At 73.0% G+C, this 13,733-nt stretch carries 12 protein-coding genes and 1 pseudogene; 5 read left to right on the top strand and 8 right to left on the bottom strand.

Going from position 1 to position 13,733, the window contains the following annotated elements; translation table 11 throughout:
* Window positions 1-29 precede the first annotated feature (29 nt).
* Complete coding sequence (locus ACIHCL_RS11755) at window positions 30-203, top strand: hypothetical protein (protein ID WP_399860056.1); 174 nt, start codon at window positions 30-32, stop codon at window positions 201-203.
* A gap of 105 nt (window positions 204-308) precedes the next feature.
* Here the strand turns inward: ACIHCL_RS11755 and ACIHCL_RS11750 are convergent, their stop codons facing one another.
* Together ACIHCL_RS11750 and ACIHCL_RS11745 are read right to left on the bottom strand one after the other, a co-directional pair.
* Complete coding sequence (locus tag ACIHCL_RS11750) at window positions 309-1,127, bottom strand: inositol monophosphatase family protein (RefSeq protein ID WP_399860053.1); 819 nt, start codon at window positions 1,125-1,127, stop codon at window positions 309-311.
* 379 nt (window positions 1,128-1,506) lie between these two features.
* Window positions 1,507-2,631: a ferrochelatase gene (locus tag ACIHCL_RS11745; protein ID WP_399860050.1), complete on the bottom strand. Its 1,125-nt coding sequence runs from the start codon at window positions 2,629-2,631 to the stop codon at window positions 1,507-1,509.
* Between the two features lie 262 nt (window positions 2,632-2,893).
* On the opposite strand from ACIHCL_RS11745, the gene ACIHCL_RS11740 reads away from it, so the two are divergent.
* Both ACIHCL_RS11740 and ACIHCL_RS11735 read left to right on the top strand, forming a co-directional pair.
* Window positions 2,894-4,138 (top strand): MFS transporter, encoded by a 1,245-nt coding sequence (locus tag ACIHCL_RS11740; RefSeq protein WP_399860048.1) that lies wholly within the window; start codon window positions 2,894-2,896, stop codon window positions 4,136-4,138.
* Window positions 4,098-5,417, top strand: coding sequence for a D-arabinono-1,4-lactone oxidase (locus ACIHCL_RS11735; protein ID WP_399860045.1), 1,320 nt, complete (start codon window positions 4,098-4,100; stop codon window positions 5,415-5,417). Before ACIHCL_RS11740 ends, ACIHCL_RS11735 begins: the two co-directional genes overlap by 41 nt.
* A gap of 470 nt (window positions 5,418-5,887) precedes the next feature.
* On the opposite strand, the gene ACIHCL_RS11730 is transcribed toward ACIHCL_RS11735, so the two are convergent.
* Window positions 5,888-6,934 (bottom strand): hypothetical protein, encoded by a 1,047-nt coding sequence (locus tag ACIHCL_RS11730; protein WP_399860042.1) that lies wholly within the window; start codon window positions 6,932-6,934, stop codon window positions 5,888-5,890.
* 497 nt (window positions 6,935-7,431) lie between these two features.
* On the opposite strand from ACIHCL_RS11730, the gene sepH reads away from it, so the two are divergent.
* Entirely contained in the window at window positions 7,432-8,478 is a 1,047-nt protein-coding gene (gene sepH, locus ACIHCL_RS11725) for a septation protein SepH (RefSeq protein ID WP_399860040.1), read from the top strand.
* Window positions 8,479-8,619: 141 nt separating this feature from the next.
* Here the strand turns inward: sepH and ACIHCL_RS11720 are convergent, their stop codons facing one another.
* On the bottom strand, window positions 8,620-9,447 hold the full coding sequence (locus tag ACIHCL_RS11720) for a sulfurtransferase (protein ID WP_399860036.1): 828 nt from the start codon (window positions 9,445-9,447) through the stop codon (window positions 8,620-8,622).
* Window positions 9,448-9,683: 236 nt separating this feature from the next.
* Here ACIHCL_RS11720 and ACIHCL_RS11715 point away from each other — a divergent pair, with 236 nt between their 5' ends.
* Window positions 9,684-10,460, top strand: coding sequence for a VOC family protein (locus ACIHCL_RS11715; RefSeq protein WP_399860034.1), 777 nt, complete (start codon window positions 9,684-9,686; stop codon window positions 10,458-10,460).
* Window positions 10,461-10,484: 24 nt separating this feature from the next.
* On the opposite strand, the pseudogene ACIHCL_RS11710 reads toward ACIHCL_RS11715, so the two are convergent.
* The 4 genes and pseudogenes from ACIHCL_RS11710 to ACIHCL_RS11695 form a co-directional block, all read right to left on the bottom strand.
* A pseudogene (locus tag ACIHCL_RS11710) lies at window positions 10,485-10,664 on the bottom strand (PaaX family transcriptional regulator C-terminal domain-containing protein); the annotation flags it as partial.
* A gap of 322 nt (window positions 10,665-10,986) precedes the next feature.
* Window positions 10,987-11,637 carry a thymidine kinase gene (locus ACIHCL_RS11705; RefSeq protein WP_399860031.1) on the bottom strand — a complete coding sequence of 217 codons (651 nt, stop codon included), beginning with the start codon at window positions 11,635-11,637 and terminating at the stop codon, window positions 10,987-10,989.
* Window positions 11,638-11,867: 230 nt separating this feature from the next.
* Entirely contained in the window at window positions 11,868-13,055 is a 1,188-nt protein-coding gene (locus tag ACIHCL_RS11700; RefSeq protein WP_399860028.1) for an alkaline phosphatase family protein, read from the bottom strand.
* On the bottom strand, window positions 13,055-13,651 hold the full coding sequence (locus ACIHCL_RS11695) for a DUF5998 family protein (RefSeq protein ID WP_399860026.1): 597 nt from the start codon (window positions 13,649-13,651) through the stop codon (window positions 13,055-13,057). The genes ACIHCL_RS11700 and ACIHCL_RS11695 overlap by 1 nt, the downstream gene beginning before the upstream one ends.
* Window positions 13,652-13,733 lie beyond the last annotated feature (82 nt).

The following is a 13,733-nucleotide window of genomic DNA, read 5'->3' as shown; positions in this document are numbered from 1 at the left end:
GCCACCGACCCACGATCAGGGGGCGCATCATGGACGCTTTCACCGCAGGTCTGCTGCAGCGGATCAGGACGACCGAATCCGACCTCACAAGGGCTCGGGAGACAGGCGACGAGTTCCTCGCGGACGTCGAGCAGAGCGAACTGGACGACCTGCACCGTCTCGCCGCCGAGCACGGCGTCAAGATCAGCACCGCCGGCGCCTGAACCGTCGCGGAAGGGCCCCGGCCGCCGGGTCACGGCGGTCGGGGCCCTTCTGTCGCCCAAGCCCCTCGCGGGCCCTCGCGCCCACCGGGAGGTGCCGGACAGGGCTCAGTCGTGCCAGGCGCCGTACTCCTCCAGGAGAGCCTGCAGCGGTTCGAAGACGCCCGGCGTCGCGGCGACCGTCAGATCCCCGTCGGCCGGCAGCCCGGGGCGGCCTCCGGTGTACGCGCCCGCCTCGCGGGCGATGAGGTCGCCGGCCGCCAGGTCCCACGGGTGCAGCCCGCGCTCGAAGTAGCCGTCGAGGCGGCCCGCCGCCACGTCGCACAGGTCCACGGCCGCGGAGCCGCCGCGCCGGATGTCGCGCAACTGCGGAATCAGTTTCCGGGCCACCTCCGCCTGATGCGCGCGCACCTCGCCGACGTAGTTGAAACCGGTCGAGACGAGTGCCTGGTCGAGCGGCGGCGCGGGCCGGCAGCGCAGAGCGGTGCTCTCGCCGTACGCCCCGCCGACGGCATACGCGCCGCCGCCGAGCACCGCCCGGTACGTCTCACGGCGCATCGGGGCCTCCACCACGCCCACGACCCGTTGGCCGTCCCGTTCGGCGGCGATGGAGACGGCCCACGTGGGCAGGCCGTACAGGTAGTTCACGGTGCCGTCGAGCGGGTCGATGACCCAGCGGACGCCGCTGCTCCCCGGTGTGCTCGCGCCCTCCTCGCCGAGGAAGCCGTCCCGGGGTCGGCGCTCGGCGAGGAAACCGGTGATCAGTTTCTCGGCGGCCATGTCCATCTCGGTGACGATGTCGACCGGGCTGGACTTGGTCGCGGCCACCCCCAGATCGGCCGGCCGGCCGTCGCGCAGCAGCTCACCGGCGCGACGGGCGGCTTCCAGGGCGAGGTCGAGCAGTTCGGACAGGGTCGGGTCGGTCACGGCTCTCCAGTTCTCGGCGGACTACGGGGGTTGCAGGGGCGGCATGGGCCACGACGGGCCCCTCGGACCGGGCCGGGGAAGGCGGGAGCGACGGCGCCGTCACAGGCCCCTCCGAACGGCGCTGTCCGGCACATTGCGCCGTTCGCCCGCAAGGGCGAGGCGCGCGGCCTCCGGCCGGACGACGCCGGTTCGACAGACACGGCACCAGTGCCGCACTAGTGCCGCGGCAGGCAACGTTTGCCCGTCAAGGAGCGCGTCCGGTGCGTGCTCTCGGTGTGCCGGCCGGAAACCCTCATACTGGACGTACTCGGGTTTTCGGTGGGTGCAGCGAGAGGGCGTGCCGGACGTCGCGACGGGGCGAACGTTGCCTGATGCGGCACTAGCTGGGGCTGTCGGCGCCCGCGGCGGCGGGTTTGGGCGCCCGGGCGGGGCAGCACCCGACGGGGCAGAGGTCGTGGCTCGGGCCGAGCGCGCCCAGGGCGCAGCGTTCCGGGGCGCACCCCCGCTCGGTGGCGGCGCGCTCCAGCACCAGTTCGCGCACGGCCGCCGCGAACCGCGGGTCGGCGCCCACGGTCGTGGACCGGCGGACCGGGAGCCCGAGTTCGGCGGCCTTCGCGGCGGCCTCCGTGTCGAGGTCGTACAGCACCTCCATGTGGTCCGAGACGAACCCGATGGGTGCCATGACCACGGCGGGGACGCCCTCGCCGTGCAAGTCCTCCAGGTGGTCGCAGATGTCCGGTTCCAGCCACGGGATGTGCGGGGCGCCGCTGCGGGACTGGTAGACGAGCCGCCAGGGGTGTTCGACGCCGGTCTCCTCGCGCACCGCGTCGACGATCAGGCGCGCGACATCGAGATGCGCGGCGACGTAGGCGCCGCCGTCGCCGTGCCCCTCGACAGGGCCGGAGGTGTCGGCGGCGGAGACCGGGATGGAGTGCGTGCTGAAGGCCAGGTGCGCCCCGGAGCGCACGTCCTCGGGCAGGTCGGCCAGGGAGGCGAGGACGCCGTCCACCATGGGCCGTACGAACCCGGGGTGGTTGAAGAAGTGCCGAAGCTTGTCGACGCGGGGCACCGGCAGCCCCTCGGCCTCCAGGGCGGCCAGCGACTCGGCGAGGTTCTCGCGGTACTGCCGGCAGCCGGAGTAGGAGGCGTAGGCGCTGGTGGCGAGGACGGCGATGCGACGGCGGCCGTCCGCGACCATCTCGCGCAGGGTGTCGGTGAGGTACGGCGCCCAGTTGCGGTTGCCCCAGTACACCGGCAGGTTCAGACCGTGTTCCGCGAAGTCCGCGCGCAGGGCCCCCAGCAGTGCCCTGTTCTGGGCGTTGATCGGGCTGACGCCCCCGAACAGGAAGTAGTGCTTGCCGACCTCTTTCAGCCGCTCTTCGGGGATGCCGCGGCCGCGGGTCACGTTCGCCAGGAACGGGACCACGTCGTCCGGGCCTTCGGGACCGCCGAAGGAGAGCAGGAGCAGGGCGTCGTAGGGAGCGGGGTCACTCAGATCGGACATGCCTCCGATCCTGCCACTCGCCTCCGGCGGCGCCTCCACCGACGTCCCACCGGGCACCGGCCCGGCGCGGCATGCGCCCGGTACCGCCCGCCGGGGGAACCCTGCCACGGCCCGGCGGCCGTTCCGGTCACTCGGCCGGTACCGGTCCGTTCCCCACCCGTCATCCGGCCATAAGCTGTACCGGCCATATTGACGATGCATGCGCGACAGGCACGCTCGCCCACCGACAGCCACGCTCGCTCACGCCGCTCCGGAGCCCTCCTTGCCCAGTCCCTACCGCGCGATCTTCGCCGCCCCCGGCACCAAGGGGTTCTCAGCGGCCGGATTCGTCGGCCGGATGCCGCTGTCCATGATGGGCATCGGCATCGTGACCATGGTCTCCCAGCTCACCGGCCGCTACGGGCTCGCCGGGGCGCTCTCCGCGACGCTGGCGATGTCGGCGGCGGTGATCGGACCGCAGATCGCCCGGCTCGTGGACCGCCACGGGCAGCGCCGGGTGCTGCGGCCCGCCACCCTCGTCGCGCTCGCGGCGGTGGCCGGTCTCCTGGTCTGCGTCCAGCAGCGGATGCCGGACTGGACGCTCTTCGTCTTCGCGGCGGGCGCCGGCTGCGTGCCCAGCGTGGGTTCGATGATCCGGGCCCGCTGGGCGGAGATCTACCGCGGCACTCCGCAGCGGCTGCACACCGCGTACTCGTGGGAGTCGATCGTCGACGAGGTGTGCTTCATCTTCGGGCCGATCATCTCGATCGGCCTGTCCACGTCCTGGTTCCCGGAGGCGGGACCGCTGCTCGCGGCCGTGTTCCTGCTGGTCGGCGTGTACTGGTTGACCGCACAGCGTGCCACCGAACCGGTCCCGCATCCGCGCGAGCAGCACACCCGCGGCTCCGCGCTGCGCTCGCCGGGCCTCCGGGTGCTCGTGGTGACGTTCACGGCGACCGGGGCGATCTTCGGGGCGATCGACGTGGTGACGGTGGCCTTCGCCGAGGAGCAGGGGCACAAGGCGGCGGCGAGCCTCGTCCTGGCCGTGTACGCCCTGGGGTCCTGCGTGTCGGGGGCCGTCTTCGGGCTGCTGCGGCTGGGCGGGAAGCCGTCCGTCCGGTGGCTGCTGGGGGTGTGCGCGATGGCCGTGAGTATGATCCCCCTCCAACTGGCCGGGAGCCTGCCGTTCCTGGCCGTGGCGCTCTTCGTCGCGGGCCTCGCCATCGCACCGACGATGGTCACCACCATGGCCCTCGTGGAACAGCACGTACCGCGCACCGCACTGACCGAAGGCATGACCTGGACCAGCACCGGGCTCGCCGTCGGCGTGGCACTCGGCTCCTCGGCCGCCGGCTGGTCGGTCGACGTCTTCGGGGCCGCGACGGGGTACGCGGTGCCCGCCGTGGCGGGAGCGCTCGCGGCCGCGGTGGCGTTCCTGGGGTACCGCCGGCTCAGCGTGCCGGCTGCTGCGGGAGGGCGTGGGGAAGATGACCGGAACCGGTGCGCGGAGGACGAGCGCGTGGCGTAACTGGGCGGGGAACGTCACGGCACAACCGCGACGGGCCGTGACCCCCGCCTCCGTGCCCGAGCTGGCCGAGGCGCTGCGCCGGGCCTCCGAGGACGGTCTGCGGGTGAAGGCGGTCGGTTCCGGACACTCCTTCACCTCGGTCGCGGCCACCGACGGTCTGCTGATCCGGCCCGACCTGCTCACCGGCATCCGGGAGATCGACCGCGAGGCGATGACGGTGACGGTCGGGGCCGGCACCACGCTGGAGCGGCTGAACGCCGTCCTGGCGCGGGAGGGCCTGTCGCTCACCAACATGGGCGACATCATGAAGCAGACGGTCGCGGGTGCCACATCGACGGGCACTCACGGCACCGGCCGCGACTCGGGGTCGATATCCGCGCAGATCCGCGCCCTCGAACTGGTCACCGCCGACGGACGGGTGCTGACCTGCTCGGAGAAGGAGAACGCCGACGTCTTCGCCGTCGCCCGGATCGGGCTCGGCGCGCTGGGCGTCGTCACGGCGATCACCTTCGCCGTCGAGCCGATCTTCCTGCTGACGGCCCGCGAGGAGCCGATGGGCTTCGACCGGATCATGGCGGACTTCGATGGGCTGGTCGCCGAGAACGAGCACTTCGAGTTCTACTGGTTCCCGCACACCGGCAACTGCAGCACCAAGCGCAACAACCGCAGCGCGGGACCGGCCGCGCCGCCCGGGAAGGTCAGCGGCTGGATCGAGGACGAACTCCTCTCCAACGGGGTGTTCCAGGTGGCCTGTTCGGTCGGCCGGGCGTTCCCCGCGGCCATCCCGTCGATCGCCAAGGTCTCCAGCCGCGCGCTCTCGGCCCGCACGTACACCGACATTCCTTACCAAGTCTTCACCAGTCCCCGCCGGGTCCGCTTCGTGGAGATGGAGTACGCCGTGCCGCGCGAGGCCGCCGTGGAGGTGCTGCGGGAGGTCAGGGCGATGGTCGAGCGCTCTCCGCTGCGGATCAGCTTCCCGGTGGAGGTGCGCACCGCCCCCGCCGACGACATCGCGCTCTCCACGGCTTCGGGACGGGACTGCGCGTACATCGCCGTCCACATGTACCGGGGCACGCCCTACCAGTCCTACTTCACGGCCGTCGAGCGGATCATGACCGCCCATGCCGGACGCCCGCACTGGGGCAAGGTCCACACCCGCGACGCGGAGTACTTCGCCGAGGCGTACCCGCGCTTCGGCGAGTTCACCGCCGTACGTGACCGGCTGGACCCGGACCGGTTGTTCGGCAACGCCTATCTGCGCCGGGTGCTGGGCGACTGAGGGCTGTCCCGCAATCCCCAGTGGATCAGCGCGCGGCGTCGGATGCGGCGCATCGCAAGGCGGAGGTCCGTCCGCATGCTGGACGTATGCGGACGTTCCGACAACGCGGCGAGGCGCCGCAGCTGACGCCGCGCCCGCCAGCGATTACGGGACAGTCCTTACGTAGTGCCGTGACCGGCGATGTCCGCCCGGCAGGAGCGTCGTCCGGTGCGTGCGACCGCACGGCGGCCGGAGGCCCTCGGACGGGGTCTCCCCCGCTCGAACGAAGCCGAAAGCCCGGGGAAGGGCTGCGCGGGCCTTCGGCCGACGCGGCGAGCCATGGGGGCTCCCCTGCCCGGGTGGGGCCGAGAGCCTGGGGAAGTGCCGAGCGCCGCGACGGGCAACCGTTGCCGGGAGCGGCACCAGTGGCCGGCTCCGAGCGGATTCCGCCCGCCGGAAGGGGCGGCGCCGGACGGCGCCGCCCCTCGGCCTCAGGGGCCGGTGTCCGTGTCGGCGGTGGCCTGCCCGCCCTGCGCCGGGGCCTCCCCGGCGCCCGTGGGCTGCGGGGCGACGCCGCCGTCGCCGGGGGCCGACGGGGCGGGTGTGGCCGCGGGGGACGGGCCGGTCCGGTCGCCGCTGCCGCCGGGCCGCGTGGGGCTGGGTGCCGGGTCGACCGGAGCACGGCCGCCCTGGCCGGAGCCGGGGTCCCGGCTCTGTCCGCCGCCCGGGAGCGTGCCGGAGGTCGGGCCGCTCTTCTCCCCCGGCGCCCGGTCCCGGCCCGGGTCGGTGCTGATCGACGGCGCGGGATCGTCCGTTCCGGAGTCGTGCCCGCCACCGCGAACGACGGAGCCGACGGTGGTTCCCCGGCCGCCGCTCAGGTCACCGCCGGAGACCAGTTCGTACGTGGTGATCCCGGCCATCGCCACGGCGAAGACCACGGCCGCCCCTGCCGCGGACCGCTTCCAGCCCCGGAGCCGGGTGCCGTGCGTGGTGGCCTCGGAGAACGCTCCGTCGAGCACCCCGGCCCGACCCGGGTGGACCGCCGCGAGCGGGCGGGTCGCGTCGAGCGGCTCCGCCGACGTCGACCGGGTGAGGTCCTGATCGGCTCCCACGGCGCGCAGCACAGTCGTGGCGTCGGCGGCGGGCTGCACGGTCGTGGGGTCCACGGCGGGCAGCACCGTCGTGGCGTCCACGGCTCCGTCGGGAACCGGGGCCGGCGCGCGCCGTTCGCCCCGCGAGGCGCGCGCGCCTCCCGTTCCCCGGTCGTGTGCCGCCGTCTCCCGGCCCTGATACTTCTTCTGGACCGTGGCGTCACGGAGCTGCTCCCCCGTGCGACGGAAGAAGTGCTGGAAGACCGAACCGCCACAGGTGGCGACGACGCTCATCACCCCGGCGCCCAGGATCGTCCCGTAGACGCCCAGCTGGGAAGCCGCCACCGCCGCCGCGACCGCCGCCACGGCGCTGCCCGCCACCTGCGGCAGGCTCAGGTCTATGCGCTTTTCCTTGGGATCCGTGTCACTTTCCGGCTTCTGCACCATTTCCAGCCCTTGATTGACATCTCTCCCACCATCCATCAGGAAGGGACATATGAGCGAAGCGATTAGTTCCGCTTCGGGAGATTCTGTGAAGCAAGACACGCGCGAGGGGCACGCGGCGCCCAACTGGGTAGCTCAACCGCCACAGTCGGCGACAACTTCGGCGGCGCGGCGGTCCACCCACGTGGCCCGAATGGAGTACTGTGACGAGCCCTGGCCCGGATCCCCGCACGGGTGTCCGGGATCTTCGAGAAGGGGGCCACCAGGAGGCACTCGACCGGCGGCGCCGCGGCATCGCATGGAGACCGGCTACATGATGTGACCAAAAGTCGCTTCATGCTGCACAATGGGTCACCGTGTCATACCGGCGGTCAAGGGCTCACGCTCGACACACCGGGCAACACGGCAATGTTGTGGCAGGCTGCACCCGGGCAGGCCACACTCGACTAGCGGAAGCAGCGACGCACGTGACGTCGGCAGGCACCACCCGGGAGGTCCCCATGCCCGAACTCCGTGTCGTGGCCGTCTCCAACGACGGCACACGACTGGTGCTCAAGGCTGCGGACAACACGGAGTACACGCTTCCTATCGACGAGCGGCTGCGAGCCGCCGTGCGCAATGACCGCGCCCGGCTCGGCCAGATCGAGATCGAGGTGGAGAGCCACCTCCGACCCCGCGACATCCAGGCGCGCATACGGGCCGGCGCCTCCGCGGAGGAGGTCGCCCAGTTCGCCGGGATCCCGGTCGACCGTGTCCGCCGCTTCGAGGGCCCCGTACTCGCGGAGCGCGCCTTCATGGCCGAACGCGCCCGGAAGACCCCCGTACGCCGTCCCGGCGAGAACACCGGCCCCCTGCTCGGCGAAGCGGTGCAGGAGCGGCTGCTGCTGCGCGGCGCCGACAAGGAGACCGTCCAGTGGGACTCCTGGCGCCGGGACGACGGCACCTGGGAGGTCCTGCTGGTCTACCGGGTCGCGGGCGAGCCCCACTCGGCGAGCTGGACGTACGACGCGCCGCGCCGTTTGGTCCAGGCCGTGGACGACGAGGCACGTTCACTGATCGGCGAGACCGACGACGTCGCCGCGCCCGAGCCGCCCTTCCCGTTCGTGCCCCGGATCGCCCGGCTGCCCCGTGACCGGCCGCTGGACCGCTCCCTGGACCGCCCGTCCGCCCCGACGCCCGTGCCCGACCCCGACGAGCACACAGGCGGCGTCTCGGCCGGCGAACGCGATTCGCTGACCAGCCTGCTGGAGGCGGTTCCCAGCTTCCGCGGCGACATGGTCGTCCCGGAGCGGCCCGAGCCCTCCGTTCCGGAACCGGCCGCCCTGGAACCGGAGGCGGACGAGTCGCCCGCCGCTGCCGCCTCCGCGGGGGCCGGTTCCGCCTATGCGGACGTGCTGATGCCGCGTGCGGTCGCCGGACACCGCGACCGGCTGATCGGGACCACGGATCGCCAGGCCGAGGCGGACGGCGTCCGGCCGGGCCGTCGGGCCGCGGTGCCGAGCTGGGACGAGATCGTCTTCGGCACGCGCCGGAAGAAACAGGACTGAGCGGGGCGACCGCAGATGACGGGGGCCCGTACGCCGCAGCGTGCGGGCCCCCGTGCCGTATGTCCCGCCTGCGGGCCGGGGGACGCGTGCGGCCGGGAGGCGCCCCGGCCGCTGCCACCGTTCAGGCCGGTGCGCCTCGCATCACAGGGGCTGGGGCCCCGTGGCGACCGGGCGGGTTCCGTCGGCGGTCCATTCGGACCAGGAGCCCGCGTAGAGCGCCGCCGGAATCCCGGCGACGGCCAGGGCCAGTACCTCATGGGCACCCGAGACACCGGAGCCGCAGTAGACGCCCACTTCGGACGCCCGGTCGGCGCCGAGTCCGGCGAAGCGGGCCGCCAGCGAGGAAGCGGGCAGGAAGCGACCGCCCTTCTCCACGTTCTCGGTGGTCGGGGCCGAGACGGCGCCCGGGATGTGGCCGGCCACCCGGTCGATCGGCTCCACCTCGCCCCGGTAGCGCTCAGCGGCCCGCGCGTCGAGCAGCAGTCCCGACCGGGCCAGCGCCGCGGCGCCGTCGGCGTCCAGCAGCGGCAGAGCCCCGGGCACCGGCTTGAAGTCGCCCTCGACGGGCACCGGGAGCTCCGTGTCGAGTGCCCCCTCCCAGGCCGCGAGACCGCCGTCCAGCACCCGGACGTTCTCGTGCCCGGTCCACCGCAGCAGCCACCAGGCGCGGGCCGCCGCCCACCCCTGACCGCCGTCGTACACGACCACCGGGGTGTCTGCGGAGACACCGGCCCGGCGCATGGTCGCGCCGAACTCCTCCGGATCGGGCAGCGGATGGCGTCCGCCGCTGCCCGCGGGACCGGCGAGATCCGCGTCCAGGTCGACGAAGACCGCCCCCGCGATGTGCCCGGCCTCGTAGTCCGGGCGGCCGTGCGGGCCGCCCTGCCGCCAACGTACGTCCAGGAGCACCGGCGGGCGCGGCCCCGCAATCTCGCTCGCGCATTCCGATGCCGTGATGATGGGCTTCATGGGTGCCATCCTCGCGCAGGGGTGGCCCCGCCCGTAACACCGTCACACCACCGAACCGGACGTACCGCATGTTTCCGGCCTCTTCACCGAGATCCCGGACGGTGCGGCGCGGCCGGGCCGTGTCGTACGCCGGGTGGTGCGAGCATCTGCACGGGGCGCTCACCACCCGCCGCACCACGGCACACCGGCCCCGTTCCCCCGTACGGCCACCATGATGGTCCGAGGAGAGAGTGACGATGACCGAGGCTCCCGCCCGGCGCACGCCCGGAACACCTTGCTGGGTGAGTCTGATCGTGCACGGCCTGAGCACCACAGAGGATTTCTACGCGGATCTGTTCGGCTGGGAGTTCGCGCCCGGACCGGACCAACTGGGTCCGTATGTCCGTGCGTCGATCGGCGAGAGGGTGGTGGCCGGTATCGGGCAGCTGCCGTCCGACCGCCTGCTGCCGGTGGCCTGGACGACCTATCTGGCCACCGACGACGCCGATGCCACGGCGGAGATGATCCGCTCCTGCGGCGGGACGGTCGCCGTCGGGCCGCTCGACGCGGGCGAGGCGGGACGACTGGCCATCGCCGCCGACCCCGGTGGAGCGGTCTTCGGGATCTGGCAGGCCGCCGCGCACCTCGGTACGGCGCTCACCGGCGCCCACGGCACCCCGGTCTGGAACGAGCTGTTGACCCGTGAGACCTCGACGGTCGGCAAGTTCTACCAGACGGTGTTCGGCTACGAGGCGAAGGCGATCGTGTCCGCCGACTTCGACCACCAGACGCTGCACTTGCACGGCCGTCCAGTCGCCTCGCTCCACGGCGTCGGCCATGCCCTCCTCCGCGACCGTGGGCCGCATTGGATGACGTACTTCGAGGTCGACGACACCGACGCGGCCGCCCGTCGAGTGGTGGACCTGGGCGGGTACGTCCTCCGGCAGCCCCGCGACGGCTCCACCGGCCGAGTGGCGACCGTGGCGGACCCGGAGGGTGCCGTGTTCACGATCGTGCGGTCGGCCTCGGGCTGAGCCGATGGGCTCCGGGTCGGTGCGTCAGCCGACCCGGAGCCGTTCCACATGGCGGCGGGCGGGACCGGAGAGCCGGGCGTGGAGCTCGTCGAAGAGATCGGATGCCTCGGTTCCGCTCCACTCGGCCGGCAGCAGCTCCCGCGCGACACCGGGGTCGAGGGAGACGAGCCGGCGCCAGTCGGTGATGACCCCGATGTACGTCGTGAACGCCTCGCAGGTCCCCGCTCGCGAGCCGCTCCACCACCGGCCGGTACGCCGTCAGGAACGCGGTGTAGAGCCGCTGCAGCCGGTTGGTGTCCCACCAGGCGCGGACCTTCGCGGCGAGTTCCGCACGGCCCGCCCCGGCCGCCTTCCCGGCCACGGACATCCAGCCGCCGGTGTCGCGCGTAGCGCCCGTAGATCGTCACGATCAGCCGCCGCGGCTGCGCCCTGCCCGGGGAGCCCGGTCCGGACCCGGGTTCCTCGCCGCTCACCGTGTTCACGGCGTCATCCTGAGCACCGCACCGGGCGTCCGGGCAGGGCCGAGTCAGCCCGGCGTGACCGGCAGCACGTCGGGCGAAAGGGCCGCCGCTCGCGCCGTCGCGCTCGTCATCCGCCTGCGGTGGTGGCGGCGGCACAGGACCTCGTAGCCGACGGACTCCGCGGCCACCCCCACGTCCCCCACCACGACCTGCTCGCCGTCGACGACCATCTCACCGCCCACCGTGCGCGCGTTGTGGGTGGCCCGTGCGCCGCACCAGCACATCGCCTCGACCTGGAGCGTCTCGACGCGGTCCGCCAGCTCGATCAGCCGCTGCGAGCCCGGGAAGAGCTTGGTGCGGAAGTCCGTGGTGATGCCGAACGCGAACACGTCCAGGCCCAGGTCGTCCACGATCCGTGCCAGTTGGTCGATCTGTTCGGGGGCGAGGAACTGTGCCTCGTCCACGATGACGTAGTCGGCCTTGTCGCCCTGCGACATCCGGGCCACGAGGTAGGCGTACAGGTCCATCCGCGGGGCGGCCTCGACCGCTTCCGTCACCAGGCCGAGCCGGGAGGAGAGCTTTCCCTCGCCGGCACGGTCGTCCCGGGTGAAGATCACGCCCTGCAGCCCCCGGGCCGACCGGTTGTGCCCGATCTGCAGCGCCAGAGTGCTCTTTCCGCAGTCCATGGTGCCGGAGAAGAAAACCAGTTCGGACATCAGCAGAGGACAATCTTCCGGTTCGTGTGGGAGCTCCGGGGCGCCGCGCTGCCCGACCGGCATCGGCGCGGGACGCCCCGCTCCCGGGGCGACGGCCGCCCGGACGCGACGGGACTCTCCCCATGCTCCGTCGTTCCGGAGAAGAACACGGGCTCGGACATGGGGAACTGAGGACCTTTCGGGCTGCGGAGCGCGGTGGGCGGCGGGAGGGGGCGGCGGTGCGGGAGCGGCTAAGAGCGTACTTCGAGCAGGGGCACGAGTTGCTCGGCGGGGGTCATCGAGCCGTGCATGCCGACCATCGCGGACTCGTGGGGTTCACCGACCGATGCGGTGATCACCACGTCGTCGTGGGCCGCCGCGACGACATCGCCGATCCTGCCGTGGACGCGTTCGTCGATCTTCGGGCCGAACCAGCCGGCCCCGATCGCCTCGTCCCGGCTCGCCACCCAGAACCGCTCGCCGAGCACCTCCCGCCAGACGGCCAGGACGTCGTTCTCGGCACCCGGGACGGCGTAGACGTGCCGGGCCCGGCCCTCGCCGCCGAGCAGCGCGACGCCCGCGCGCAGCTCCCAGTCCTCGTCGAAGTCGATGCGGGACAGCTCGTCGAAGGGGATGTCGATCATGCCGTGGTCGGCGGTGATGTAGAGCGCCGAGCGGGGCGGGAGCCGTTCGGCCAGTCGCCGGGCCAGGCCGTCCACATGCATGAGCTGCCCGCGCCAGGCGTCGGAGTCGACGCCGAAGCGGTGGCCGTTGGCGTCGACCTCGCTGTAGTACGTGTAGACGAGCGAGCGGTCGCCCGCCGCGAGGCGTTCGGCGGCGACGTCCATCCGCTCCTCACCGGTCAGCCGGCCGAGGAACGTGCCGCCGCTGAGCGCGACCTGGGTGAGCGGGGTCCGCTCGAAGGCCGGCGCGGAGACCTGCGCGGTGTGCACCCCCGCGGCGTCGGCGAGCGCGAAGACGGTGGGGTGCGGCTGCCAGACGGCGGGTGGGGTCCAGGGCTGCCAGCGCAGCTGGTTCATCAGCTCGCCGGTGCCCGGATCGCGCACGGTGTAGCCGGGCAGGCCGTGCTCCCCCGGCGGGCGTCCGGTGCCGACCGAGGCCAGTGATGTCGCCGTGGTGGCCGGGAAGCCCGCCGTGACCGGGCGGCCGGTACCACCGCGCGAGGTGGGGAGCAGCGCGTGCAGGAAAGGCGCCTCGTCGGGGTGCGCCTTGATCTGCTCCCAGCCCAGACCGTCGATCAGGAACACGCAGTTCCGGTCGGCCGGGGTGAGTTCGGGGATCGTCGCGGTGAAGCCGGGCACGCCCTGCCCGGCGACGAGCGTGGGGAGGAGATCGGCGAGCGAGCCGCTGCCGTACTCGGGCACGGGAGCGGTGTCGATGTCGAGCAGAACGGGGTCCTGCCAGGCCGGCTGGACCATCAGCGGCCGGTCGTCGCGGTCGCGGCCGTGGCCTCGGAGAGGGCCTGCGCGAAGGCGAGGGTCTGGCGCACGGTGTCCGGGCCGTCGCCGGCCTCGCTGACCCGCAGGCTCAGGTCGTCGGCGGTGGAGTTGCCCGTGTAGCCGTGGTCGGCCTCGCAGTTGGGGTCGCCGCAGGCGGCCGGTTCCAGATCGATGCGGGAGACCGCGCCCCAGCCGATGGTGAGGACGACTTCGCGGGGCAGCGCACCCGGCACGTATTTCTCGGGGTTGGCCACGACCCGGCTGACGACGACCGAGGAGATCCGGTCGAGCTTGACCGACTCCGTGGACGTGGTGGCGTACGGCGACGGGGACGTGGTGTCCGCGTTCTGCTCGTCGGTGTGACTGACGATGAAGCGCGTGGCCGTGAGGACCAGGACCGTCACATGGCGGCGCACCTCGTTGGAGTCGAAGGTGGTCTCCTGGTGGACCAGGTACGAGGCGACGGGCTCACCGCCCACGGCCGCTTCCACCGCCTCGGCCACGAGGGCCGGGTAGTAGCCGCTGCGCTCGATCGCCGCGCGCAGCCCCTGGGTCGTCGTACCGGTCTTAGCCATGGGCACCATCCTACGGGGGGTGGACGACTGCCGGGGACGGCGTGCGGCGGCGCGGACCGCGGGAGGGCGGGGCGGGCTCGGC

The sequence above is a fragment of the Streptomyces sp. NPDC052042 genome (assembly GCF_044548345.1).
Taxonomy (GTDB): Bacteria; Actinomycetota; Actinomycetes; order Streptomycetales; family Streptomycetaceae; genus Streptomyces.
This window is presented reverse-complemented; position numbering and strand designations above follow the sequence as displayed.

What these genes read in the sequence shown, in the direction of transcription:
- ACIHCL_RS11730 (WP_399860042.1), bottom strand. Translation starts at nt 6,934, where the DNA reads ATGGTGCAGAAGCCGGAAAGTGACACGGATCCCAAGGAAAAGCGCATA.
- sepH (WP_399860040.1), top strand. Translation starts at nt 7,432, where the DNA reads ATGCCCGAACTCCGTGTCGTGGCCGTCTCCAACGACGGCACACGACTG.
- ACIHCL_RS11705 (WP_399860031.1), bottom strand. Translation starts at nt 11,637, where the DNA reads ATGTCCGAACTGGTTTTCTTCTCCGGCACCATGGACTGCGGAAAGAGC.
- ACIHCL_RS11745 (WP_399860050.1), bottom strand. Translation starts at nt 2,631, where the DNA reads ATGTCCGATCTGAGTGACCCCGCTCCCTACGACGCCCTGCTCCTGCTC.
- ACIHCL_RS11715 (WP_399860034.1), top strand. Translation starts at nt 9,684, where the DNA reads ATGACCGAGGCTCCCGCCCGGCGCACGCCCGGAACACCTTGCTGGGTG.
- ACIHCL_RS11695 (WP_399860026.1), bottom strand. Translation starts at nt 13,651, where the DNA reads ATGGCTAAGACCGGTACGACGACCCAGGGGCTGCGCGCGGCGATCGAG.
- ACIHCL_RS11720 (WP_399860036.1), bottom strand. Translation starts at nt 9,447, where the DNA reads ATGAAGCCCATCATCACGGCATCGGAATGCGCGAGCGAGATTGCGGGG.
- ACIHCL_RS11755 (WP_399860056.1), top strand. Translation starts at nt 30, where the DNA reads ATGGACGCTTTCACCGCAGGTCTGCTGCAGCGGATCAGGACGACCGAA.
- ACIHCL_RS11735 (WP_399860045.1), top strand. Translation starts at nt 4,098, where the DNA reads ATGACCGGAACCGGTGCGCGGAGGACGAGCGCGTGGCGTAACTGGGCG.
- ACIHCL_RS11700 (WP_399860028.1), bottom strand. Translation starts at nt 13,055, where the DNA reads ATGGTCCAGCCGGCCTGGCAGGACCCCGTTCTGCTCGACATCGACACC.